Source organism: Pseudoalteromonas sp. A3, assembly GCF_025942345.1.
Taxonomy (GTDB): Bacteria; Pseudomonadota; Gammaproteobacteria; order Enterobacterales; family Alteromonadaceae; genus Pseudoalteromonas; species Pseudoalteromonas atlantica.
Window position 1 is genome coordinate 226,816 of sequence record NZ_JAPCKL010000003.1, and the last position, 22,770, is coordinate 249,585.

At 41.5% G+C, this 22,770-nt stretch carries 21 protein-coding genes; 6 read left to right on the forward strand and 15 right to left on the reverse strand.

All coding sequences use genetic code 11. The annotated features are described in order from the left end of the window. Positions 1 to 95 precede the first annotated feature (95 nt). The 5 genes from lysS to xerD form a co-directional block, all read right to left on the reverse strand. On the reverse strand, positions 96 to 1,631 hold the full coding sequence (lysS, locus tag OIZ54_RS07115; protein WP_096739134.1) for a lysine--tRNA ligase: 1,536 nt from the start codon (positions 1,629 to 1,631) through the stop codon (positions 96 to 98). A gap of 26 nt (positions 1,632 to 1,657) precedes the next feature. Further along, positions 1,658 to 2,756 (reverse strand): peptide chain release factor 2 gene (gene prfB, locus OIZ54_RS07120; protein WP_096041210.1). Its coding sequence is split into 2 segments (ribosomal slippage): positions 1,658 to 2,680 and positions 2,682 to 2,756, totalling 1,098 coding nucleotides; the frame shifts between segments, so codons are not numbered across the junction. A gap of 144 nt (positions 2,757 to 2,900) precedes the next feature. Continuing rightward, complete coding sequence (gene recJ / locus OIZ54_RS07125; RefSeq protein ID WP_054983767.1) at positions 2,901 to 4,622, reverse strand: single-stranded-DNA-specific exonuclease RecJ; 1,722 nt, start codon at positions 4,620 to 4,622, stop codon at positions 2,901 to 2,903. Positions 4,623 to 4,916: 294 nt separating this feature from the next. Then, entirely contained in the window at positions 4,917 to 5,645 is a 729-nt protein-coding gene (gene dsbC, locus OIZ54_RS07130) for a bifunctional protein-disulfide isomerase/oxidoreductase DsbC (RefSeq protein ID WP_264390051.1), read from the reverse strand. Between the two features lie 60 nt (positions 5,646 to 5,705). After that, complete coding sequence (gene xerD / locus OIZ54_RS07135; protein WP_055254835.1) at positions 5,706 to 6,632, reverse strand: site-specific tyrosine recombinase XerD; 927 nt, start codon at positions 6,630 to 6,632, stop codon at positions 5,706 to 5,708. A 106-nt stretch (positions 6,633 to 6,738) separates the two neighbouring features. On the opposite strand from xerD, the gene fldB reads away from it, so the two are divergent. After that, positions 6,739 to 7,260 (forward strand): flavodoxin FldB, encoded by a 522-nt coding sequence (gene fldB / locus OIZ54_RS07140; RefSeq protein WP_004588002.1) that lies wholly within the window; start codon positions 6,739 to 6,741, stop codon positions 7,258 to 7,260. Positions 7,261 to 7,294: 34 nt separating this feature from the next. Here fldB and OIZ54_RS07145 read toward each other — a convergent pair whose 3' ends face one another. Next, positions 7,295 to 8,242 carry a DMT family transporter gene (locus OIZ54_RS07145; RefSeq protein WP_264390052.1) on the reverse strand — a complete coding sequence of 316 codons (948 nt, stop codon included), beginning with the start codon at positions 8,240 to 8,242 and terminating at the stop codon, positions 7,295 to 7,297. A 192-nt stretch (positions 8,243 to 8,434) separates the two neighbouring features. On the opposite strand from OIZ54_RS07145, the gene OIZ54_RS07150 reads away from it, so the two are divergent. Then, a complete protein-coding gene (locus tag OIZ54_RS07150) occupies positions 8,435 to 9,349 on the forward strand; it encodes a LysR substrate-binding domain-containing protein (RefSeq protein WP_054983746.1) in 915 nt (304 codons plus the stop codon). Positions 9,350 to 9,351: 2 nt separating this feature from the next. Here OIZ54_RS07150 and OIZ54_RS07155 read toward each other — a convergent pair whose 3' ends face one another. From OIZ54_RS07155 to OIZ54_RS07165, 3 genes are all read right to left on the reverse strand, one after another. Next, positions 9,352 to 9,798, reverse strand: a complete 447-nt coding sequence (locus OIZ54_RS07155; RefSeq protein WP_054983747.1) for a DUF2147 domain-containing protein — start codon at positions 9,796 to 9,798, stop codon at positions 9,352 to 9,354. A gap of 177 nt (positions 9,799 to 9,975) precedes the next feature. Continuing rightward, on the reverse strand, positions 9,976 to 11,982 hold the full coding sequence (locus OIZ54_RS07160; RefSeq protein ID WP_264390053.1) for an alpha-amylase: 2,007 nt from the start codon (positions 11,980 to 11,982) through the stop codon (positions 9,976 to 9,978). Between the two features lie 155 nt (positions 11,983 to 12,137). After that, positions 12,138 to 12,836, reverse strand: coding sequence for a tRNA1(Val) (adenine(37)-N6)-methyltransferase (locus OIZ54_RS07165; protein ID WP_264390054.1), 699 nt, complete (start codon positions 12,834 to 12,836; stop codon positions 12,138 to 12,140). Between the two features lie 76 nt (positions 12,837 to 12,912). Here OIZ54_RS07165 and srmB point away from each other — a divergent pair, with 76 nt between their 5' ends. Together srmB and OIZ54_RS07175 are read left to right on the forward strand one after the other, a co-directional pair. Beyond that, positions 12,913 to 14,142, forward strand: a complete 1,230-nt coding sequence (gene srmB, locus OIZ54_RS07170; RefSeq protein WP_004587997.1) for an ATP-dependent RNA helicase SrmB — start codon at positions 12,913 to 12,915, stop codon at positions 14,140 to 14,142. A gap of 229 nt (positions 14,143 to 14,371) precedes the next feature. Continuing rightward, on the forward strand, positions 14,372 to 14,692 hold the full coding sequence (locus tag OIZ54_RS07175; RefSeq protein WP_054983750.1) for a BON domain-containing protein: 321 nt from the start codon (positions 14,372 to 14,374) through the stop codon (positions 14,690 to 14,692). A gap of 754 nt (positions 14,693 to 15,446) precedes the next feature. On the opposite strand, the gene OIZ54_RS07180 is transcribed toward OIZ54_RS07175, so the two are convergent. Then, a complete protein-coding gene (locus OIZ54_RS07180) occupies positions 15,447 to 16,403 on the reverse strand; it encodes a mechanosensitive ion channel family protein (protein ID WP_029774207.1) in 957 nt (318 codons plus the stop codon). A 123-nt stretch (positions 16,404 to 16,526) separates the two neighbouring features. Continuing rightward, positions 16,527 to 17,306 (reverse strand): peroxide stress protein YaaA, encoded by a 780-nt coding sequence (gene yaaA, locus OIZ54_RS07185; protein ID WP_264390055.1) that lies wholly within the window; start codon positions 17,304 to 17,306, stop codon positions 16,527 to 16,529. A 254-nt stretch (positions 17,307 to 17,560) separates the two neighbouring features. On the opposite strand from yaaA, the gene tal reads away from it, so the two are divergent. Beyond that, entirely contained in the window at positions 17,561 to 18,511 is a 951-nt protein-coding gene (gene tal, locus OIZ54_RS07190) for a transaldolase (protein ID WP_004587993.1), read from the forward strand. Between the two features lie 293 nt (positions 18,512 to 18,804). Continuing rightward, on the forward strand, positions 18,805 to 18,993 hold the full coding sequence (locus tag OIZ54_RS07195) for a DUF3545 family protein (RefSeq protein ID WP_004587992.1): 189 nt from the start codon (positions 18,805 to 18,807) through the stop codon (positions 18,991 to 18,993). A gap of 180 nt (positions 18,994 to 19,173) precedes the next feature. On the opposite strand, the gene ung is transcribed toward OIZ54_RS07195, so the two are convergent. Genes ung through OIZ54_RS07215 form a run of 4 tightly spaced genes read right to left on the reverse strand, consistent with a single transcriptional unit; the run spans position 19,174 to position 22,766 of the window. Continuing rightward, positions 19,174 to 19,836, reverse strand: a complete 663-nt coding sequence (gene ung, locus OIZ54_RS07200) for a uracil-DNA glycosylase (RefSeq protein WP_264390056.1) — start codon at positions 19,834 to 19,836, stop codon at positions 19,174 to 19,176. Further along, positions 19,833 to 20,693 carry a cobalamin-binding protein gene (locus tag OIZ54_RS07205; protein ID WP_264390057.1) on the reverse strand — a complete coding sequence of 287 codons (861 nt, stop codon included), beginning with the start codon at positions 20,691 to 20,693 and terminating at the stop codon, positions 19,833 to 19,835. Before OIZ54_RS07205 ends, ung begins: the two co-directional genes overlap by 4 nt. Beyond that, positions 20,693 to 21,292 carry a cob(I)yrinic acid a,c-diamide adenosyltransferase gene (gene cobO / locus OIZ54_RS07210; protein ID WP_004587989.1) on the reverse strand — a complete coding sequence of 200 codons (600 nt, stop codon included), beginning with the start codon at positions 21,290 to 21,292 and terminating at the stop codon, positions 20,693 to 20,695. The genes OIZ54_RS07205 and cobO overlap by 1 nt, the downstream gene beginning before the upstream one ends. Continuing rightward, the gene (locus OIZ54_RS07215) at positions 21,276 to 22,766 is read right to left on the reverse strand and encodes a cobyric acid synthase (RefSeq protein ID WP_264390058.1); all 1,491 of its coding nucleotides are present in this window, start codon (positions 22,764 to 22,766) and stop codon (positions 21,276 to 21,278) included. Before OIZ54_RS07215 ends, cobO begins: the two co-directional genes overlap by 17 nt. Between the last annotated feature and the right edge of the window lie 4 nt (positions 22,767 to 22,770).

Below are 22,770 nucleotides of genomic sequence, written 5' to 3' on the forward strand. Positions count from 1 at the left end.
CTCTCCAACTTTTCCTGCATTGGCGCTTATTTTTATACTCACACAAAAACGCCGCTAAAATTTAGCGGCGTTTATCACATATGTTTTGTTAAAGCTTAGTCAGCTTGTGGGCGCATATGCGGGAACAAAATAACATCTTTAATGGTTGGTGAATCAGTAAATAACATTACTAAGCGGTCAATACCAATACCTTCACCGGCAGTAGGCGGTAAGCCGTACTCTAGTGCGCGTATGTAGTCTTCATCGTAATGCATTGCTTCATCATCGCCGGCGTCTTTTTCTTCAACTTGGCGAGTAAAGCGCTCTGCTTGATCTTGTGCATCGTTAAGCTCCGAGAAGCCATTTGCAAGCTCACGTCCGCCAACAAAAAACTCAAAGCGGTCGGTAACAAATGGGTTTTCGTCGTTACGGCGCGCAAGTGGCGATACTTCCCACGGGTAGCCTGTAATAAATGTAGGTTGGATAAGCATATGCTCAGCCGTCTCTTCAAATATTTCACATAAAAACTTACCTGGGCCCCATACACAATTTTCAGGAATTTTAACGTGTACTTGTTTAGCGTACGCTTTTAATTCTTCAAAGTGGTTTTCTGGGTCATTAAATACCGCAGCATCAAACTCAGGGTTATATTTTAAGATAGCATCAGCCATGCTTAGGCGCTCAAACGGTTTGCCAAAGTCGTACTCTACTGAGTCGATAACTTCGCCGTTTTCATCTTTAGTTGTATTAACAACAATTGGGCTACCTAAAACGTTTGTTGCAACTGTACGTAGCATGTCTTCGGTAATATTCATCAGGTCGATGTAATCAGCGTAGGCTTGGTAAAATTCAATCATAGTGAATTCTGGGTTGTGGCGCGTTGATAACCCTTCGTTACGGAAGTTACGGTTAATTTCAAATACGCGGTCAAAACCACCTACTACTAAACGCTTAAGGTAAAGCTCAGGCGCTATACGTAAGTACATGTCTATATCAAGTGCGTTATGGTGAGTCACAAATGGACGCGCAGACGCACCGCCAGGAATAACCTGTAGCATTGGCGTTTCTACTTCCATAAAGTCGCGCTCTGCTAAAAAGCGACGAATGCCTTCAACTACTTGTGAGCGAATGCGGAATGTTTCGCGCGTTGCTTCGTTAGTAATTAAATCAACATAACGTTGACGGTACTTGGTTTCTTGATCTGATAAACCATGAAACTTCTCTGGTAATGGGCGTAGTGACTTAGTAAGTAGTTCGTACTCGGTCATTTCTACGTATAAATCGCCTTTACCTGATTTATTAAGCGCACCTTTAACACCAATAATATCGCCAATATCTAGTTGGCCATATTTTGCTTTTAAGTCTTTTTGCACATCTTTAGATGCGTAAGCTTGTACACGGCCTTTCATGTCTTGAATGGCCATAAAAGGACCACGCTTAGCTAAAATACGGCCAGCAATTGATACAACGTGCTTAAGCTCTACTAATTCTTCTTTACTCTTATCACCAAACTCAGCCTGTAAATCAGCCGTGTAATGTTCACGACGGAACTGATTAGGATGACCGTTGGCTGGGCAATTTTCGCGAATAGCGTCTAATTTGCCGCGACGCTCAGCGATTAACTTATTTTCGTCTTGGATTTGATCAGTCATTTTTTAGCTCTTTTTTAGCTTGGTGGTTATAGGCCAGATTTTAGGCTGGCTTCAATAAATTTGTCTAGGTTGCCGTCAAGTACCGATTGCGTATTACGGTTTTCAACGCCAGTTCGTAAATCTTTAATACGTGCATCATCAAGTACGTAAGAACGAATTTGGCTTCCCCAGCCAATATCCGACTTTGCGTCTTCTTGCGATTGCTTTTCAGCATTTTGCTGCTGAAGTTCAAGCTCAAATAATTTTGCTTTTAACTGCTTCATTGCTTGGGCTTTATTTTTGTGTTGTGAACGCTCGTTTTGACACTGAACAACCGTGTTGGTAGGTACGTGAGTAATACGTACTGCCGATTCGGTGGTATTAACGTGCTGACCACCCGCGCCCGATGCACGGTAAACGTCTATACGTAAGTCAGCCGGATTAATATCAATTTCAATATTGTCATCTACTTCTGGGTAAACAAAGGCAGAGGCAAACGAGGTATGACGACGACCACTTGAATCAAATGGGCTTTTACGGACTAAACGGTGTACACCTGTTTCTGTGCGCAGCCAACCATATGCGTATTCGCCTACAAAGCGCACTGTTGCACCTTTAATACCGGCTACATCGCCATCGGTTGCTTCTACTAGCTCAACTTTAAAGCCTTTAGCTTCGCCCCAGCGTAAATACATGCGTAATAACATGTTACACCAGTCTTGTGCTTCAGTACCGCCAGACCCAGACTGTAAATCAAGGTAAGCATCGTTTGCATCGTGAGAGCCCGAAAACATACGGCGAAACTCTAAACCCTCAAGCTGTTTATTTAAGCCTTCAAGTTCAGTTTGCGCTTCAACAAACGTGTCTTCGTCTTCTGCTTCTACTGCAAGCTCTAATAAACCTTCTACGTCGTCAGCACCCGCTACCAAGTTGTCGATTGTTTCAACAACGGCTTCTAAGGCTGATTTTTCACGACCAAGTGCTTGTGCGCGCTCAGGTTCATTCCATACGGCTGAATCTTCAAGTTCGGCGTTTACTTCTTCTAGGCGCTCTTGTTTGTGAGCGTAGTCAAAGGTACCCCCGAAGCAGTTCAGTACGTTCGCGAATTTCCTTGATTTGATTAATCACAGGATTCACTTCAAACATGTACATTACTCCAAAATGGCTAGATTATTGCGCGCTAAAATTAGCACTAAACGCAATAAATTATCGTCAAATGATAAAAACGCCCGATTTTAACAAAAAACCGCGCGCTTTATTAGCCTTTTATGCATGCATTGTGCATATTTTTTAATGCACTTTTTCAAGCTCGCGAACAATTAATTGCAGGCTAAACTTGCCTCTAAATTCGTTTATGTCGAGCTGATAAGCCACTTTGACATAACGGGCCTCGGTGTCGGGCCATGCTTTTACATCTATTCCAAATGCAATAGCGTCAACTAAGCGTCCAGATTGATGTTTAAGCACCAGCTTTAAGTGCTTTTCGCCTACTATACGCTGCTGAATAACTTCAAAGGTGTGCTCAAATACCGGCTCAGGAAATTGCTGCCCCCATGGGCCTGATTGCTTTAATAGCTGAGCAAAGTCCATTGTAAAGCACTCGTTTGGCAGCTCGCCATCGGTAAACACAATGCAGCGTTTACTTTCTTCGCTTAACTGCGCGCTTACAGCTGCATCAAACGCGTTTTTAAAGTCATTAAAATTTTGCTCATCAATACTTAGCCCTGCCGCCATGGCGTGGCCGCCAAATTTATTAATTAAGTGCGGGTCGGCGGTATTTAGCCCTTCGAGTAAATCGCGCATGTGCAGCCCTTCAATAGAGCGGCACGAGCCTTTTATTTCACCGTTTTCGCCACCGGCAAAAATAACGGTTGGGCGGTGGTATTTTTCTTTTAAGCGACCCGCCAAAATACCAATAACACCTTGGTGCCAATCTTCTTGGTATAAACAAATGGCATCGGGAATGTTATCGTCACTAAACGCGAGCCTATCAAGCACTGCTTGTGCCTCGGCTTGCATGCCCTGCTCTATTTCGCGCCGTGCATGGTTTAAGCTATCTAACTCGCTGGCAATCCGCCTTGCTTGGTTTATATCGGTACTTAATAAGCACGCTATGCCCAAACTCATGTCATCTAGTCGCCCTGCTGCGTTTAAACGCGGGGCCAACGAAAAACCAAAGTCACTGGCGCTTAAACGCGCTGCATTACGATTAGCCACTTCAATAAGCGCAGTAATACCTGGGCGTGTTTTACCGCTGCGAATACGCGCCAACCCTTGGTGTACTAAAGTGCGGTTATTTGCATCAAGCGCAACTACATCGGCCACGGTGCCAAGGGCAACTATATCAAGCAAGTCGGCTAAATTTGGCATAGCATGGCGTTCAAAATAACCTTGCTCTCGTAACGTGCTTCTAAGGGCTATAAGCAAGTAAAAGGCAACGCCGACACCCGCAATTGATTTTGAAGGAAAACGGCAATCATGACGGTTTGGGTTAACAATTGCATCGGCATTAGGGAGCTGCTCCCCTTGCAAGTGGTGATCAGTAACCAGTACTTTAATGCCCACTTTTTTTAGTATGTCTATGCCTGCAATACATGAAATACCGTTATCTACCGTAATGACCAGCTCTGGTTTTATATCAACAATTTGCTCAGCAAGCGCAGGGCTTAAACCATAGCCTAAGCTAAACCTGTCCGGTACAAGGTAGTCTAAGTTATTAAAGCCAAACATTGCCAAGCCTTGCATTAAGGTGGCTGTACTGGTTGCGCCATCGGCATCGAAGTCGCCAACAATTAAAATGCGGCTTTGCGCATTCAGCGCATCAATTAATAGCTCGGTGGCTTTGTCGATGTCTTTAAACAGTTTAAAGTCGATTAGCGTGGCTGCACTATTATTTAGCTCGTGTGCATTTTGCACGTTACGCGTGGCATAAATTTGCTTAATAACAGGGTGCAGATCGCTTGGCAGGTAAGAATCGTCTACATTTTCGCGCGCAATGATCAGTTTTTTCATGCTGGTTTTTAACTTATGGTGTTCATAATAAAAAGACAAAAAAAGGCCATAAAGGCCTTTTTAAACCAATTCGCTTAATTAAGTAATCTATTTTGAGGCTGGATAAACGTGTTGATAGCTAGGCAATAAATTCGCTATTTAGTTGTTCTCGGCAATTGCTCCTGCATTGCTCTACCTTCTGCATCCATGCAGTCGAAAATAAGCATTTTTTAACGCCTGTAGCAGCATGTTTAGCCCCGCAAAATGATTAAGTATTATCGCGGATTGATATTAAACAGGTACTCAGATTTTTAATTAATCTGCTTTGTTCGCCTCAAGCGCTGCACTTAATGCGGCGGCTGGCTGGTAGCCTGGGATCATTGTACCGTCTTCTAAAATAATGGCTGGCGTACCGCTAATACCAAAGCTTTGGCCTAGCTGGTAATGCTCAGCTACTGGTGCGCTACAACCGGCAACAACTTTAGTGTCTTCGCCTGATTTAGCTTTTGTTAGTGCTTCTTGTTGGTCGCGTGCACACCATACATTCATTAAATCGGCGTAGCCCGAACCTTGCAGTCCACCACGCGGAAATGCTAAATAACGAACAGTAATGCCTGCATCAAGCAAGTCGTCTAGTTCGCGGTGTAATTTACGACAATAGCCACAGCTAATATCGGTAAATACCGTAATTTGGTGTTTTTCGTTGGGCGCTTTATAAACAATCATTGAATCTTGGTATTCTTTAATACCTTCAACACGGACACCATTTAACGCTTGCTCGGTTAAGTTGCTGCGGTTGTTTAAATCAATTAGCGTGCCTTGCATTAAAAACTGGCCGTCTGGGCTGGCGTAAAGTACACCTTTATTTGTAATGAGCTCTTTTAAACCGGCAACAGGGCTTGGGTTTATTTGCTTAACTGTTACACCTAACGTGGCAAATTTAGTAACAATAGGATCATTAGCATCTGGCGTTGTGGCTACGCCATTTGCAAATGCACTAATACTTGTGCACAACATTGCACCTGCTAACATTAATTTTTTCATAATTTTCTCTATCTAATAATACGTACTAAATTGACCGCTAAGCTGATATTAAATTTCATATTACGCGCGCGGATGATGCTCTGAGTGTACCGATTTTAATCGCTCATTGGCAACATGGGTATAAATTTGCGTAGTCGATAAGTCGCTGTGCCCTAACATCATCTGCACCACTCTTAAGTCGGCACCATGATTAAGTAAATGTGTTGCAAAGGCATGACGCAACGTATGCGGCGATAAATCTGACTCAATAGACGCCAAAATAGCATAGTGTTTAATACGATGCCAAAAGGTTTGTCGGGTCATACCTACACCGCGTTTTGAGGGAAACACAAAATCGGTGGCGTGTTTTATCATTTGTGCACGCCCCCCTTTTAAAAACTGCTCAAGCCAGTACATGGCCTCTTCGCCTAAAGGTACTAAGCGCTCTTTGTTGCCTTTACCTTTTACAAACACAACCGACTGGCGCAAGTTAATTTGCTCCATACGCAGCCCTACAAGCTCGGTTACACGCAAGCCCGTAGCATAAAGTAGCTCTAGCATGGCTTTATCGCGCAGCCCCATTGGTTCTTCAATATTGGGCGCACTTAATAATGCCTCTACTTCGGCTTCTGAGAGCGTTTTAGGTAGCGATTGACCCGCTTTTGGTTGCGCAATGTTTTCAAGCGGTGAGCTTGCAATACGTTTTTCACGTACAAAATACTGATAAAACCGCTTTAACGCACTTATGCTGCGTGCCGTGCTACGTGGTTTCAACCCTAAATCTACGCGATACGCTAGGTAGCTTTCTATATCTAAGCTGGTTACCGTCATTAAGCTTTCGCCTTTTAAAAACTGACAAAACTTATCTAGGTCACTGCGATACGCGCTAAGGGTGTTTTCGCTTACACCTTGCTCTAAGTACAAGCTATCTAAAAAGGTTTCTAAAAAGTCGCTGTTGCTGTTTAGCTCGGTATTTGGTTCAGGTAAATCGTCAGGTAGCGTTGTCACGTTGTGATCTCATGTTGGTAATACCCACGGTAGAAGGTATCAATTAAAAATACCTTACGGTAAACTGCGCCCTATCATAACAGGCAATTACACAGTGATAAATACGATGCAGATTGGTTTATTTTTTGGCTCTACTACATGCTACACAGAGATGGCAGCAGAAAAAATTCGCGACCTTATTGGCGCCGATGTAGTGACCTTACACAATATTAAAGACGAACCACTTAAAAATGCAGAGCAGTACGACTTTATCATCTTTGGTATTTCAACATGGGATTTTGGAGAAATACAAGAAGACTGGGAGTCTAAGTGGGACGACATTAAAGATGTAAACCTAAATGGTAAAACCATTGCTTTATTTGGCATGGGCGACCAACAAGGTTACGGACAATGGTTTCAAGACGCCCTTGGTATGCTTCACGATGAAATAAATACCCAGTCGTTTACGCAACTTGGTTTTTGGCCAAACGATGAAAACTACGAGTTTGAAGCGTCAAAAGCACTTACCCCCGATGGCAAACACTTTGTTGGCCTAGCGCTTGATGAAGACAGCCAATACGAGCTAAGCGATGAGCGCATAGCCAGTTGGGTTGAACAAATAATGACAGAGTATAGCGAAACGCTATAACGAGTTTGGCCTAAACCATGTTTAGGCCAATACATTACAAATAACTAAGTTTTTTAGCGCACTTTTTTTCACGTATTTTTGCTTGCCTTTGCAATAGCCAATTAGGCGCAAAGGTATTAATAATACATGCCAGTACAATAAGCGCTGAGCCTATTACTTGCGATAAACTTAATGTTGTATCGTAAAAAATTAGCTGAAATAACAACGCAAATAATAAGTTAGAATAAATAAGCGGTGCTAGCTGCGAGTTAGAACTGGCTAATCGGTACGCCTTTCCTCTAAAAAACTGCGTTGCAGCGGTCGAAAACCCAATTAATGCCACCATCAGTAATAAACTGTAATTGCTTATATCGATTGCAAAACCTTGGTAAAAGCGCTCACCTTCGCTGGTAAACATTAATACTGGCACCATAAAAATGGCAGCCAGTGTAAAACTCCAACCGTTAATAACCATCATCGGAAGGTTAATTTTACTGGCTCGAAACAAGGTGATTTGCGAGCAGGCATTAAAAATCCCAGCCCCTAAGCCAATTAATAAGCTCCAGCGCCATTGTATGCCGTCGCTATGAATATTTTGAATAATCACACCCGCAAACATCAGCGCCATTGTAGGTAACAATAACCAATTTAATTTAGTTTTAAAAAGCCCCCGTTCTATTAGCGGTATAAATAACGGCCCAGTGCTAAATAAAATAACCGCTTCCACCAGCGTTAAAGTATTTAGCGCCACTAAAAAGCAGTTTTGGCACAGCACTATAAAAATTGCGCGAATAGCAAAGGTTCGCCATGCTGATTTATTAGGTAGCTGCCATTTAATACCTGCCGCCAAAGCCAGCATAATAATCGCGGGTAAAAACACCCGTAAAAAAACCACTTCGCTGGTGCTAAAGTAATTGGTAAGTAACTTGGCTATAAAGCTATTTAACGCCAAGGTAAATGTAGAGAGCAGCATAAACACACTAGCACGAGAATTTAACGTCACCGCAGTTATCCTTTGAATAAAAAATGAATGTAAAAAGCAAAATTAAAGGCTTAATTTTTTTAATCTATTTATTATTTTTCAAAAAATTGGCATTGGCTTTTATGGCGCTAATTTTACGTGTACTTTATAAATTTAAAAGCGAATAATATTAAACTAACCTGTAAGTAAAACTTAACTGTTAATAAGTAACCTATGATTAAATCAGCGCCGTTAAAATCTCTCTATACGTTTATAGCTGTTGCCGAAACTGGCAGCATGGTGCTCGCGGCTGAGCAGCTAAGTATTAGTCACTCGGCGGTAAGTCAGTCTATTAAAGCTTTAGAGTTACAACTTAATACACCGCTTTTTAATCGCATTGGTCGCCGCGTTGAGCTCAACCCTGTGGGTGAGCGCTATTACAAACGCATAGCCCCAGCCATGGCTGAAATTTTAGCAGCCAGCCAAGAGGCAAGTAACACAGCGAATGAGCCAACTTATTTAACACTCAATATGGTTAACTCACTAGCTCTGCACTGGTGGATCCCTAGGGTGGCTGATTTTCAGCGCATTTCGCCAAATAGTGACATTCGTATTTCTAACTTGGTGGGAGAATTTGATTTAGAGCGCGAAGGGATTGATGCAGCGATTATTCATGGCCAGCCCGATAAGTGGCAAAAATATCACTGTGAAAAACTAGCCGACGATCAGTTAATTTTAGTCTGTAACCCACAGCTTTTAGTTGGCTTAAATAAAGATGAGTTAACCGCGCAAAATTTGCTGCAGCGTTTTAAAGCAATCTACGTTACCAACCCACGTAGGCAAAACGATTGGCAAACGTGGTGCGAGGCTAATAATTTAGCGCAGCCTAAGCAGCATAATAACTTAACCTTTAATATTTCAGTGCAAGCAACGCAAGCCGCGATGCGCCAGCTTGGCGTTTTGGTCACCCACAAACAGTTTGTACGCGACGATATAAAGCACGGCATGCTCACGCAAATTGGCCAAAGCATTGTAAATCCGCATCAGCAGTTTTATTTTGCAACGAGCCACGCCATGCTTAATCACCCACAGGTAAGCGCATTACGAGCGTGGCTAAAGCGCGAATTTTTAAAAACAGCAAACGAGTAGTGCTACTCCACACGTTGCCAATATTGGTTACGGTAAAAAAAGCCTATATAGCCACGTACTTCTAATGTTTTACCGTCGTTTTGTGGCGTTAGTTGCACGGTATAAGTTTTACCATTTGTAGGGTCAAGTATTTCACCATCGCCCCACACGCCATCATCTTCTGGTTTTACATCAGTGATTATGGTCATCCCTAAAATAGGCTGATTTTTTAATGCCCCATCACACTCTTTACAAATACCGGTTTGTTTAGCTGGGTCTAAAATAGCCTCAACTTTACCACTGAGCACCTTATCGTTTTGAGTAATGCGTACGTACGATTTAGCCTCGTTGGTGTCTTCATCTATGGTTTTCCAAAGCCCAACAGGAGTCATGTTTGCAAGCGCACCTTGGCTTATAAATAAAGCCGCAGCGAGTGTTGTTAGTAACGGTAATTTGTTTAACTTTTTCATTGTGTTGCCTAAATTAAAAATGGCGAATAAAACGATAATACCAGCTGATTTATAAACGCACTATGAAATTAAACTGCTATTTAGGTACTTATAAAAGTAAAAAACCAAGTACGCGTTAACCCACTTGGTTTTAAATTGGCTGATAGTTTTTTAACGTACGCGTTTTAAAGTACGTATTTAAAAGTTACGTACCTCTACATTTGAGCTGTTAAATTCAAACATATTAATTTTGCCACACTGTGCCATATGGTTAGTACTTGTATAGGGGGTATTTGCTTGGCTTATATCGCCTTCCCATTCTTGGCCATTTTTTATAAATGCTTTTAATTCAAACCATCCGTTAACAGCTTTACTGCAATCCATATCAACATCCAGCATCCAATAGTGTTCGCCCCATATATTAAGGGGTGTAACACCAAAGCCATCTACTGCTACCGATTTTTGGGCGCCATATTCACTTGGCCAAACATTTGTAGTCCAATCCATGGCAGTACCTTGCGCTTCACTGTTTTGGCCTTGTTCAATTCCATACCAATCTAGGTAGTTATCGTTTGCTTTCCAAGGTGTTGTGGTGTTGTTTTTTAGATTGTTATGGCGAATTGGCATAGCACATTCAACATTTGTTGTTTGGCAGTTTCTAGCAAGGTTTGTATTTGCATAGGTGTGATCTATACCACCGCGTACAAACATGTCTTGTCCGCTTTGTGTTTGAGCATTAATAAAAACAACGGTTCTTTGCCAGTCGCTATTATTAGGCACTGCCTCTTGGGTTAATTTAGCATTTTTATGAATTGCTATTGCATCCCATGGCGCTACATTTAAATTTATGGTGCCGTTGCTATTAACTGTTATTACTTCACCGCTACAGCTAGTAGCATTACCCAAAAGCTCGCCTTTTAACACATTGCAGTACTGTCCAGGCGCCATATCTGTTTGAATTGTTGCATTAAGCGTTGAGTCTTCTTTATTAATTGCCATATGACCGGAGCTACCACGTCCAAATGCAATCTGGTTATGGGTGTTATCCCACCAATTTGTTACTACCCAGTTATCTGCTGTGTTATTTCTAAAATCGACACCACCCGCAATATAAGACCAGCGATGCTCACACTTCCAGTTACTTGCAAAACACTCTAAATTACCATTATTGTGCACCGGTACACTTGGCCCACCCGCATCTGTATCGCCGTGAAAATCATAACTCGACATTACTTTTGGATACCCATACGGGTATGCCAACATAAATACGTTGGCTAGGTCGTATAAACGGCCATCTTCAAAGGTAATTACATTACCCGCACCACCATGGCCGCGCTGATTGTCGTGGTTATCTACAAATACCACAGCTGATGAACTTGGCATAAAGCCCCAGCCTTCACCAAAATTACTTAACCATGCAAGCGAGCCATTTCTAAAGGTATTACCAAGCTGAGTACTGTATTTAAACTCGGTAACTAGCCCTGTACTTAAATACTCTGAGGCTGCAACCGCTTCAGTACCTTGATCTATCACCTCATGAAACACCACTGGCGAGCCATTTATTTTTGCCATTAAACTTTGAATATCACTTGCAGCAACATGCTTAGCAGCATCAAACCTAAAACCTTTAACACCCATAGCTTGAAGGTCATTAATATATGCCGCTAATGTATTTTGCACATAATTTGAAGAAGTGTTTAAATCGGCCAACCCTACTAGCTCACAGTTTTGCACGCGATAACGGTTATTACCGTAATCTTCTGGGTTAATAGAGCAACTTTCGTGAAAATCTTGTGGGCTATAAATAGGGTATTGTTTATTACCAAAAGTGTTACCAGCAGTGCCCGTACCACTGCCGGCTGCCATATGGTTTATTAATGTATCAACATATATATCGACGCCTGCGGCGTTACAGCGATTAACCATATCTATAAATTGCGAACGGTTACCGCCTCGGCTTTGTAGTTGGTAGCTCACAGGTTGATAGCGAGTCCACCATTGGCTACCTGTAATATGCTCGTTAGGCGGAGACACCTGTACCGCAGCATACCCTTTTGGTCCTAAAAACTGCTCACATTCTTGGGCTACATCTTGCCAATTCCATTCAAATAAATGCACAAATGTTGTAGGTGCAGCCGATACTAAACTTGGTAAGGTTAAACCTAAGCTAAAACCTGCAGTGGTGATCATTTTATTCAGTTTCATAGTGTGTGTTTCCAGTGTTGGGCGAGTTAAACAACATACTCGACGTTATTTACAAGTGATTAACACTAGTTTGAGAGTTGCTCAAATAAAAACTGAATACGTATGCATAATGGGTAAACTATCCTTTATTACTAGATAATTACCTGCCTAAAAAATTACATTTTCAAGTAAAACGCTTTACATAACGCAATATAATCATCGCTGTAGCGGTTGTTTTCATCTTTTATGCATAGGGAGGTAAGCTCAAGCAAAGTGTTTACTAAGCTAAAGCGCATTAAACTGCGGCTAAATGCTTTACTTGGTGTGGTTTTTATTTGGCAATGCGCGTTTAAATAAAGCCCGCTTTGTTTTGCCAGTTCAATGAATAAGCCCGCCTCTGTGGTGGGTAAAATTACGTTAAAGCACGAATGCTCATGACTTAAACGCATATAGGCATGTATTAGTTCGTCAAAACTTAAACCATCGGTATGGCGTGCGGTGTTACGGGCATCGCTTAGCCCTTTTAAACTGCGGTTAAAATAAGGGGGGTTAGAAATCACAACATCAAATGGCGCCGCCTGTTTAAACGCTTGTATAGTGGTGTGCTTTACTGTGATATTTGGCCACGGGCTAGAGGCTATATTTTGCTGCGCTTGCTTGTAAGCAGCTTCATCAATTTCAACAGCGGTTATGCTAAGTGCTGGTTGACGCTGTTTGCACATAAGCGCAAGTAAACCGGTGCCTGTGCCTATATCGAGTAATGTATTGGCACCTTTTAAATACGCCCATGCGCCAAGTAAAATGCCATCGGTTGAGACCTTCATAGCACAGCTATCGTGCTCAACCTTAAATTGTTTAAACGTAAACCCTGACATTTTTTCACCTTTTCATTCACCAACTGGCGTATAGCGCGTATAATTGCAGGTAATTGTCCCTTATTTTAGACACTCTATGCAATTTTCTGAATTTGATCTTGATACTAAACTACTCAACGCCATTGATAAAATGGGCTACGAGACACCAACCAGCATTCAACAACAAGCTATTCCTGAAGCGCTGCAAGGTCGCGATATTTTAGCATCAGCACCTACTGGCACAGGTAAAACGGCGGCATTTTTAATTCCGGCTATTCAATACTTAATGGATTTTCCGCGTCGCGACCCAGGTTTTGCACGTGTGTTAATAATGACCCCAACCCGTGAACTGGCTTATCAAATTCATGAGCAATGTGAACTACTTGCTAAAGGCACTCACCTTAAAATTGGTGTAGTAACAGGTGGTATAAACTACGGCACCCACAAAGAAATTTTTGAAAACAATAACGATATTTTAATCGCCACACCAGGGCGTTTAATGGAATATCTTGAAACCGAAAATTTCCATGCTGAAAACGTAGAAATGCTTATTCTTGATGAAGCCGACCGCATGTTAGACATGGGCTTTAGAAAAGAAATGCTGCGCATATGTGACGAAGCTAAAAACCGTCGTCAGTGCTTTTTATTCTCTGCGACGTTAGAAGGCGATAGCGTTGAGTTATTTGCTGAGCGTATTTTAAACGACCCAGCTTTACTTGAAGCCGAATCGTCACGCAAAGAAAAAGCAAAAATTCATCAATGGGTTCACCTTGCTGATGACTACCACCACAAGCTTGAGCTGTTGGTTAATACCCTAAACGGCCCAGATGTAAGTAAAGCCATTGTGTTTGTAAAAACCCGTGAGCGCCTAGAAACGCTAATTGGTGAGCTAACTAACAATGGCGTAAAAGCCGCGTGGCTGCGTGGCGAAATGCCGCAAGATAAGCGCATGAAAGCGATGGAAAATTTCCACAGTGGCAAAACGCGCATATTAATAGCAACCGATGTTGCGGCCCGCGGTATTGATGTTTCTGACATTAGCCACGTAATTAACTTTGATATGCCGCGCACTGCCGATGTCTATGTACACCGTATTGGCCGTACTGGCCGTGCAGGTAAAAAAGGGATTGCTATATCATTAGTTGAAGCGCACGACATTGGCATTTTATACAAGGTTGAGCGATACACAGAGCAAAAGCTTAAGCGCCGTATAATTAAAGGGCTTGAGCCACAGCATAAAGAAGCTAAGCCACCCGCTAAAAAGCGTAAAGACCCTGTAAAAATGAAAGCTAAGAAAAAAGCCAAAGCTAAAATTAAAAAGAAATAGCACACTATAAATAAACAAGCCGGCAGTTGCCGGCTTTTTTGTACCCGTTACAAATGTAACCCAAGCATGTAACTCATTCCCATTAAAATGTAATTATTGCCCACCTGAATTCTCACTTAACAAAATAACCTTATATTTCAACAAATTAAAACTGGCATCGAAATTGTAACTGAGAAAGTAACTCAGCTAAGAATAGCTGCACGATTAACCGTAATGTAAGGATGAAGTTATGAACCGCTTTAAGTTAACTATCGCTTTAGTATCATTTTGTTGTTTATTTTTATTAGCTTGCGCTACAAAAGTAAGTGCAGCAACTAACTTAGCCGTAGTAAGCAGTGTGGCTACTCAACCTAACTTACAACAAACAATCACCAATACGTTACGCACTAACCCAAACTTAGCATTAAACGATATTCGCGTGCAGGTTGAAGACGGTGAAGTTGACCTATACGGTGAAGCGCAAACAGGTTTTCAGCGTGCACTTGCGCAAAAGTTTTTAGAAAATATGGATGGCGTTAAAATTATCCGTAATAAAATTAGTGTTATCTGATACAGCATTACAATATTTGTTTATATAACTTATTCCTCTGCGTGGCTTGTTTCTCCAACACAAGCCGCGCTTTTTTATGCTTAACAGCACACTTTAGTATCTAAACTTCTAGCTTTAGCTCCCCTATTAAAAAATAGAGCAAACACTGAGCCGTCCTTTCCCACTCTTTTAAATTAGTGACTTACTAAAGCTTTGATAAATGAATGCTATAACAAGGCTGTAAAGTTCATATAATCAGCGCATTTTTAATACCGTTGGCAACCTATTACTACTCACTAATTAACCACACCATAAATAACAGATGATATATGACTTAATGCATGCAAATGCCCCATCACTTACACAAGGAAGTAATACATGAAACGATTTATTTAGTACTGTTAATCCCTCTTATTAGCCATGCAGAGGAAGGTAATTTTGGCTTTGCTGCGGATGTGTCTGTATCCGGCTTTTTTTAGCCCAGAAATAAGTGAAATAGATATTATAAAAGTCTTTGCTGATTTGGCAGGATTAAAAGTAGGCGACAAGGTAATAGAGTTAGATAGCTGCGCTATTCCAGATTGCCCTGCTAAAGTTGCAAAAACTTGATGGCAGCGAAAAGCAAATAAGTATTAACTTAAAATAAATTTATTAAAAGTATAGTTAAATTTAACCCGACTTAGCGCTTTGAAATTATCAGCAGCGCACTTTTTATGTAAAAATGCGCTGCTAGTGGGTAACTATTACTGGGCTAGTTTAAACCAGTATTAGTCGCTCATTCGCTTTGGTTTGAACCCGTATTACTCCCGCCTTGTTGTTTAGGTGACTGCTGGTTTATTTTATCGCTTATCATGGCATCGAGCTTTTCACCGCCTTTAATGCCAAAATCTAACGTACGTATTGGGAATGGAATACTTATATCTGCAGCATCAAGCGCTTGTTTAACAGCGACTACGCCTTTATGGCGTACTGTCATAAAGTCTGGCTCGCCTGGGTATTTTATCCAAAACCACACCAGTAAATTAATACTACTGTCGCCAAAACCTTCTGCGTACACAGCGGTTTCATCTTTGCGTATTACAAAGTCAAACTCGTTAATTTTATCTACTATCACTTCTTTGGCTTTTTCAATGTCGTCGCCGTATGAAATACCCACCGGTACCTCTATGCGCCTAACGCCTAACGTGGTGTAGTTTTTTAACACATTTCTAAATAATACCTTGTTAGGTACCAGTATTAACTGCCCGTAAAAGCTCTCTATTAGCGTGTTACGCAGGTTTATAGAATGTACCGAGCCAAATACGTCGTCGGTTTCAATTACATCACCCGCTTTAAATGGCTTGCGTATTCCCATAGCAATACCGGCAATTAAGTTCTCGGTCATGTCTTGAAAAGCAAAGCCAATGGCTAAACCCACAATACCCGCACCCGCTAGTAACGATGTGACTGTGCCTTTTAACCCCATAAAATCTAAAGCGATAAATAGGCCCACACATAACACAATAACCTTAAAAATAGACGCCATTAAATCTGCAATTTGCTTAGAGTCGAGTGAGCGCCTTAATAGGTTTTTCATTAGCTGGCCGGCAAAGCGCGCTATTATTGAAAATACAATGGCTATTACCACTGCCACAATAAAGTTTGGGATGTGGCTTATTACTACATCAAACCACCCTCCGAGTTTTTCTTCGATGAGTTTTTCGGCTTCGGCTACTGAAGGTATGCTGATCATATTTTTACACCTATCTATTTTTTATCTCATTAATAGTAGGTGAAGTTAGCAAGTTTAGCGCCAGCATAAAAAAAGCCATGCAATGCATGGCTTTTTAACTCATTGTTTGCTGAGTATAAACGCTTAGTTTTGCTCGTCGCGCATAAATACTGGCTCAAGCTCTTTTGCTGTTGCTTCAGGGCTAAAGTAATAACCCGCCACAGTAAACTCTTTTAATTGGCTAAGCTGTGTTACCTGGTTTTCTATAATGTAACGGGCCATCATGCCGCGCGCTTTTTTAGCGTAAAAGCTAATTACCTTATATTGACCTTTTTTGCAGTCTTTAAAATGCGGGGTAATAATTTGCGCATTGAGTGCTTTTTTATCTACTGCTTTAAAGTACTCGTTTGAAGCAAGATTAACCAGGTATTGTGCGTCTTGCGCTTTTAATTCCTCGTTTAATTTATTAGCAATAATGCTGCCCCAAAATTCATACAAATTTTTCCCGCGAGGGTTATCAAGCTTAGTGCCCATTTCTAGGCGGTAAGCTTGCATTAAATCAAGCGGCTTTAATAAGCCGTATAAACCCGAAAGTATTCGTAAATGGCTTTGCGCATAATCGAGGTTAGCGGCAGTGAGTGTTGCAGCATCCAAACCACCGTACACATCGCCGTTAAAGGCTAGTACCGCTTGTTTAGCATTACTTTGCGTAAATGGTTGCGACCATTCGCTAAAGCGCGCAGCGTTAAGCCCTGCAAGCTTATCGCTAATTTTCATTAGACTGCCAATTTGCGCTGGAGTTAGTTCACGGCATACTTTCATGAGCTCTTCGCTGTGCTCTAGTAATTCAGGTTGAGTGAACTTATCTGTTGCGGGTGGCGTTTCGTAATCAAGATTTTTTGCTGGTGAAATAACAGTGATCATAGTTAGCTATTGACTTGTAATTTATTTAATGTCAATTTCAACATTAAATGAGACGAAAAGCACGTTTTGTTTATAAAATACCATTGAAAATTAATCGCAATGGCCTAAATCCTACCTTAATAAATCATGCATCGTCGTTTTTCTATTGATAAGGACATAAGACCTATCAAGCATTGTCACACTGTTGCAGTATTGAATACTTATATTAAGGTAGTTTAGATTTTCTTTTAACTTGCTTGGAATGAGGAAGGCAAATGACTAGCGCTCTACAAAGGCTAAAACAACATTCATCTATCGTAGCCGACACTGGCGATATTGAAGCGATCAAAAAGCATCAACCAGAAGATGCGACCACAAACCCGTCGCTTTTATTAAAAGCGAGCGAGATTGAAGCTTACAAGCCTTATTTAGATAAAGCTTGGAGCTATGCAAAAGAAACAGAGCAAGATGCAGCTAAACAGCTTGAACTTGCATGTGACTACTTTGCCGTATTACTTGGTAAAGAAATTAGCGAAATTGTACCTGGTTATATTTCTACTGAAGTAGATGCTCGTTTATCATTCGACACCCAAGCAACTATTGATAAAGCACATACCCTGCTTAGCCTTTATGAAAAAGAAGGTGTAAGCAAAGACAAAATTTTAATTAAAGTTGCGTCTACATGGGAAGGCATTAAAGCGGCCGAACAGCTAGAAAAAGAAGGGACTAAATGTAACCTGACTTTATTATTTAGCGATGCTCAAGCGCGTGCATGTGCTGATGCAAACGTATTTTTAATCTCACCATTTGTTGGCCGTATTTTAGATTGGCACGTAGCAAATGGTATGGAAAAACCAACCGATCCGCTACAAGATCCAGGTGTTCAATCTGTACGTAGCATTTTTGAGTTTTATAAACGCCATGATTACAAAACCGTTGTTATGGGCGCAAGCTTCCGTAACACGGGTGAAATTATTGCGCTTACAGGTTGTGACAAGCTAACAATTAGCCCTAACCTACTAGAAGACTTAGGCAATTTAGAAGGCGCAGAAGAATACTTACTACAAAGTGATATTCCTAAAGAGCCAAAGCCTGCTCCACTTACTGAGTCACAGTTCCGTTGGTTACATAACCAAGATGCAATGGCCACTGAAAAACTAGCTGAAGGTATCCGCTCATTCGCAGATGCACAAGAGCAGTTAGAAGCACGTTTTAAAGCAATGTAATACGCGCTAATTATGTATTAAACGCCGCACCTGCGGCGTTTTTTTATGCCCTTAATATAATCCGCACTGCTTTATACTAACCTGCCACAGCAAGCACAGCTAAATAGCTCACTTTTAATATTTTTTTCTTTATTTTTTCTATCTAAAAATAGCGCGTTCAATAAAGCTAGTTAGTATTAAACTTCATCAATGCATCACATACTTGTAACAAATTCGTCACTTTTTTATTCTATTTTAGCTAGGCCTGTGGTATAGGTATTCTCGAGGTTCACTAAAATCAATAGGAGATAGTCATGGATAGCCTAAACGATATATTAGAGATATTAGAAGGTCCTGATACAACAAGAAAAACCTCTCAAAAGAATAAAAAAAGAAAGTGGCGCGAGATTGAGGCCATAAAAGACAAACAACGGTTACGTAAAGAACTACAGGAGTTAGACTTTTTTACAGACAGCATTGAAATTGATGAGCTAGATTTTTAATTTCAAACTCATTGCGCTCGATTAGGCAATATATTTTGCGGCAGGAAAACCGTATCGATAGTAAAGCTAACGCCAGGTTTTACCCCTTCAAAATAATTGATAATTATTGCGCATGGGCATTAATACTCAATAACTAAGCAAAAGGCTTTCATAATACGAAAGCCTTTTTTAATATATCAATTAAACCTGCCAGTTAATGGGCGTATCGCCTTGGGCTTGTAACAATTCATTTGTTTGTGAAAAGTGCTTACAGCCAAAAAAACCACGATGCGCAGAAAGCGGCGACGGGTGCGGCCCTTTTAAAATATGATGGCGAGCGCTGTTAATATTTTTACCTTTTTTTTGCGCATGAGCGCCCCATAAAATAAACACCACTCCTTTGCAGTGTGCATTTATATGGGCTATCACGTTATCGGTAAATTGCTCCCACCCTAAATGCTTATGCGAGTGCGCTTGGCCTTGCTCAACCGTGAGTACTGTATTGAGTAAAAACACGCCCTGCTCTGCCCAGCTTTGTAAGTAGCCATGTTGTGGTATTTCAAAACCGGGAATATCCGTTGCCAATTCTTTGTACATATTTTTTAACGACGGCGGTAACTTTTTAACCTCTGGCAACACAGAAAAACATAAGCCATGGGCTTGGCCTTCTCCATGGTATGGGTCTTGGCCTAAAATAACTACGCGAATATTGTTAAGGGCTGTCGCTTCAAAGGCGCTAAATACTTGCTCTTTGGGTGGGTACACAGCAACACCTTCGACACGGCGTTTTGCTACATAATCTAATGTTTGCTGCATATAAGGTTGCTGTAATTCATATTCTAAAAAGGCTGGCCAATCGCTCATTGTATACTCTTAATTTGTTTGCGTGATGCATCTATTTTATCACACATATTTGCCAGTCCATCTAGCATGCGCGGTGTAAAACGATGTAATAAATCGGCATTTACACGTATAAATTGGTTATGTTTTACAGCGGGGACTTCTGGCCATTTTTGCCAATTAATTTTAGGTTGTGGCTTATCGGCTTGCTCATCAGGAATAATAATAATCTGTGGTTTTTTAATCACCACGTTTTCAATACTTATTTGCGGGTAGTCGGTTGGGCTGTGTGCAAATACATTGCTTACATGACATGTTTCAATAAGCTGGTTTATCCATGTGTTTTCACTTACCGTCATCATAGGCTCTGGCCATAATTGATAAAAACCAGTTAATATTTTTTTGCTTTGCTGCTGCTTTTTAATTTTTTTGAGCTTAGTAATAAATGCGTTTGCTACTTGCTTGCTTTGCTCAATACGCCCTGTAAATTTTCCAAAAGCAATCAGCTCGTTTGCAACTTCTTCTATTTTTTTGGGATCACTTAAATGTACTTTTATACCAAGGCGTTTAATTTGTTCTAAATCTTCACTTTGATTACCGCTTTTCCAACCAATCACTAAATCGGGTTTTAGCGCTAATAATTTTTCAAGAGAAATACCATAGTAACCACCAATGCGCTCAATACTTTTAGCTTCATTTGGGTAATCAGCGTAATCAACAGTGCCAACAATATTGCTCCCCGCACCTATAGCAAATAGGTTTTCTACTATATGCGGTGCAAGTGCTACAACGCGCAGTTTATCTGGCGTAGCTGTATCACGGGCCACGGCACTGCCCCCTGAACTCAATAACAGCAGTGCAGTAAAAAACGCTTTATACATTAGTAATCAAACCCTTCTAGTGCTTTTATACCCGAGTCGAAGGCGTGTTTAACATTGCGCACTTCGCTTACTGTATCGGCAAGGTCTGTTAACGTGCGGTGCGCTGCGCGACCTGTAATAATAACCGACTGCATGGGAGGGCGATTATTTAGCGCGTTTACTACCTCATCTAAATCAATATAACCGTAAGTCACCATGTAGGTAAGCTCATCAAGTAATACTAAATCAATACTGCTATCTGCAAGCATACGCTTTGACTCTTGCCACGTTGCTTGCGCAGCTGCGGTGTCGGCTTCTTTATTTTGCGTATCCCATGTAAAACCGGTATTCATAACGGCAAATTCAACCCCTGCGCCTTGTAATAAATTACGCTCTCCACACTCCCATGTGCCTTTAATAAACTGACAAACAGCGGCTTTTTTACCATGCCCTACGCAGCGAGCAACCACACCAAAGCCTGAGGTAGATTTACCTTTACCATTCCCCGTAATTACCTGAAATATCCCTTTAACATCTTGCGCAGCAGCCACGCGTGCATCTACCTGCTCTTTTACTTTTTGTTGGCGCTGCTGGTGCTTATCGTTATTTGTATCCGTCATTATTATCTCCTTCATAAATCGATATAATGTGTTGTATGTTCAAATGCGCCTCGCACATAGTGGCCAAGCGCTCTAGTTGTTGCTCGCGGTGCGCTACAATACTCACAGGTTGTATGGCTGCATCGCTTTTTACCCACTTTAAAATTTGCAGTGTGGCAGCGGGTTCATCAAACAAGCCGTGTAAATAAGTACCAGCAATGGCATTGTCGTCACTAATAAAACCATCGTTTTCAAATCCATGAGGGTGCGCGTTAAACGTTAAAAATGGCTTATTAAGTGCTGCGCCTTCACTAATGCCGGCATGAATTTCGTAGCCGCTACACGGTGTTTGCAAATCATTTAACTGCATAGCCGCCGTTACTTTAGTGAGTACTTTTTGCGTGCTAAGTGTGGTTTCAAAATCGCATAGGGCAAGCCCCGTTACTTGCTTTAATGACGACTCGACTCCGTTGGGATCATTTATGGTATACCCCAACATTTGCATACCACCACAGATACCCAATACTTTGCCACCATAGCGTAAGTGGCGCTTTATTTGCGTATCCCAGCCTTCATTTTTTACAAAATTTAAATCGCCCAGCACGTTTTTACTGCCAGGAATAATAATCAGATCAACCGGTGGGATCGCGTGTGTGTGGCGTACATAATTTATATTAATATTTGGGTGCAGCCGCAATGCATCAAAATCGGTATGGTTACTAATATGCGGCAATAAAAGCACGGCTATATTAATGGTGGCAGTCGTCACCGTGTTATCTATTGCTACAGCATCTTCGGCATCAAGTGCTAAATCATGCAAATAAGGCAGCACTCCAAGCACTGGTTTTTTTGTGTAGCGCTCAAGCCAATCTAGCCCACTTTGTAGCAAGCTTATATCGCCTCTAAAGCGGTTTATAACAAAGCCTTTTACGCGCGCTTGCTCGGATTCGCTTAATAACGCAAGTGTGCCCACTAAATGCGCAAACACACCGCCCTTGTCTATATCGGCAATAATAATGACAGGGCAATCTACCGCTTCTGCGTAACCCATATTGGCAATGTCGTTCTCGCGTAGGTTTATTTCTGCGGGGCTGCCTGCGCCCTCAACCAATAATAAATCAAACTGCTTTGCTAGGCGTGTATGCGAGGCAAGCACTGCATCCATCGCAACCTGTTTATAGTTATGATACGCCCCTGCCTCCATATTACTAATGGCTTTTCCATGTATAATGACTTGTGCCCCCGTATCACTATTGGGTTTGAGCAATATGGGATTAAAGTCGTTTTGAGGCTCTACTTTAGCGGCTACGGCTTGCAAAGCTTGCGCACGGCCTATTTCGCCGCCCTCTTTTGTAACCGCGCTATTAAGCGCCATATTTTGCGGTTTAAAAGGCGCGACCTTTATACCTCGCTTTGCAAACACTCTGCAAAGCGCAGCAACTAAGGTGCTTTTTCCGGCATCTGACGTAGTGCCTTGAATCATTAAGGTTTTCATCAGC

Bases quoted from the DNA above. Each gene is read 5' to 3' on its own strand.
- OIZ54_RS07195 (WP_004587992.1), top strand. From the start codon at position 18,805: ATGGATAGCCTAAACGATATATTAGAGATATTAGAAGGTCCTGATACA.
- lysS (WP_096739134.1), bottom strand. From the start codon at position 1,631: ATGACTGATCAAATCCAAGACGAAAATAAGTTAATCGCTGAGCGTCGC.
- fldB (WP_004588002.1), top strand. From the start codon at position 6,739: ATGCAGATTGGTTTATTTTTTGGCTCTACTACATGCTACACAGAGATG.
- OIZ54_RS07155 (WP_054983747.1), bottom strand. From the start codon at position 9,798: ATGAAAAAGTTAAACAAATTACCGTTACTAACAACACTCGCTGCGGCT.
- OIZ54_RS07215 (WP_264390058.1), bottom strand. From the start codon at position 22,766: ATGAAAACCTTAATGATTCAAGGCACTACGTCAGATGCCGGAAAAAGC.
- tal (WP_004587993.1), top strand. From the start codon at position 17,561: ATGACTAGCGCTCTACAAAGGCTAAAACAACATTCATCTATCGTAGCC.
- dsbC (WP_264390051.1), bottom strand. From the start codon at position 5,645: ATGAAAAAATTAATGTTAGCAGGTGCAATGTTGTGCACAAGTATTAGT.
- OIZ54_RS07175 (WP_054983750.1), top strand. From the start codon at position 14,372: ATGAACCGCTTTAAGTTAACTATCGCTTTAGTATCATTTTGTTGTTTA.
- cobO (WP_004587989.1), bottom strand. From the start codon at position 21,292: ATGACGGATACAAATAACGATAAGCACCAGCAGCGCCAACAAAAAGTA.
- recJ (WP_054983767.1), bottom strand. From the start codon at position 4,622: ATGAAAAAACTGATCATTGCGCGCGAAAATGTAGACGATTCTTACCTG.
- srmB (WP_004587997.1), top strand. From the start codon at position 12,913: ATGCAATTTTCTGAATTTGATCTTGATACTAAACTACTCAACGCCATT.
- OIZ54_RS07180 (WP_029774207.1), bottom strand. From the start codon at position 16,403: ATGATCAGCATACCTTCAGTAGCCGAAGCCGAAAAACTCATCGAAGAA.
- ung (WP_264390056.1), bottom strand. From the start codon at position 19,836: ATGAGCGATTGGCCAGCCTTTTTAGAATATGAATTACAGCAACCTTAT.
- OIZ54_RS07165 (WP_264390054.1), bottom strand. From the start codon at position 12,836: ATGTCAGGGTTTACGTTTAAACAATTTAAGGTTGAGCACGATAGCTGT.
- OIZ54_RS07205 (WP_264390057.1), bottom strand. From the start codon at position 20,693: ATGTATAAAGCGTTTTTTACTGCACTGCTGTTATTGAGTTCAGGGGGC.
- OIZ54_RS07160 (WP_264390053.1), bottom strand. From the start codon at position 11,982: ATGAAACTGAATAAAATGATCACCACTGCAGGTTTTAGCTTAGGTTTA.
- OIZ54_RS07150 (WP_054983746.1), top strand. From the start codon at position 8,435: ATGATTAAATCAGCGCCGTTAAAATCTCTCTATACGTTTATAGCTGTT.
- yaaA (WP_264390055.1), bottom strand. From the start codon at position 17,306: ATGATCACTGTTATTTCACCAGCAAAAAATCTTGATTACGAAACGCCA.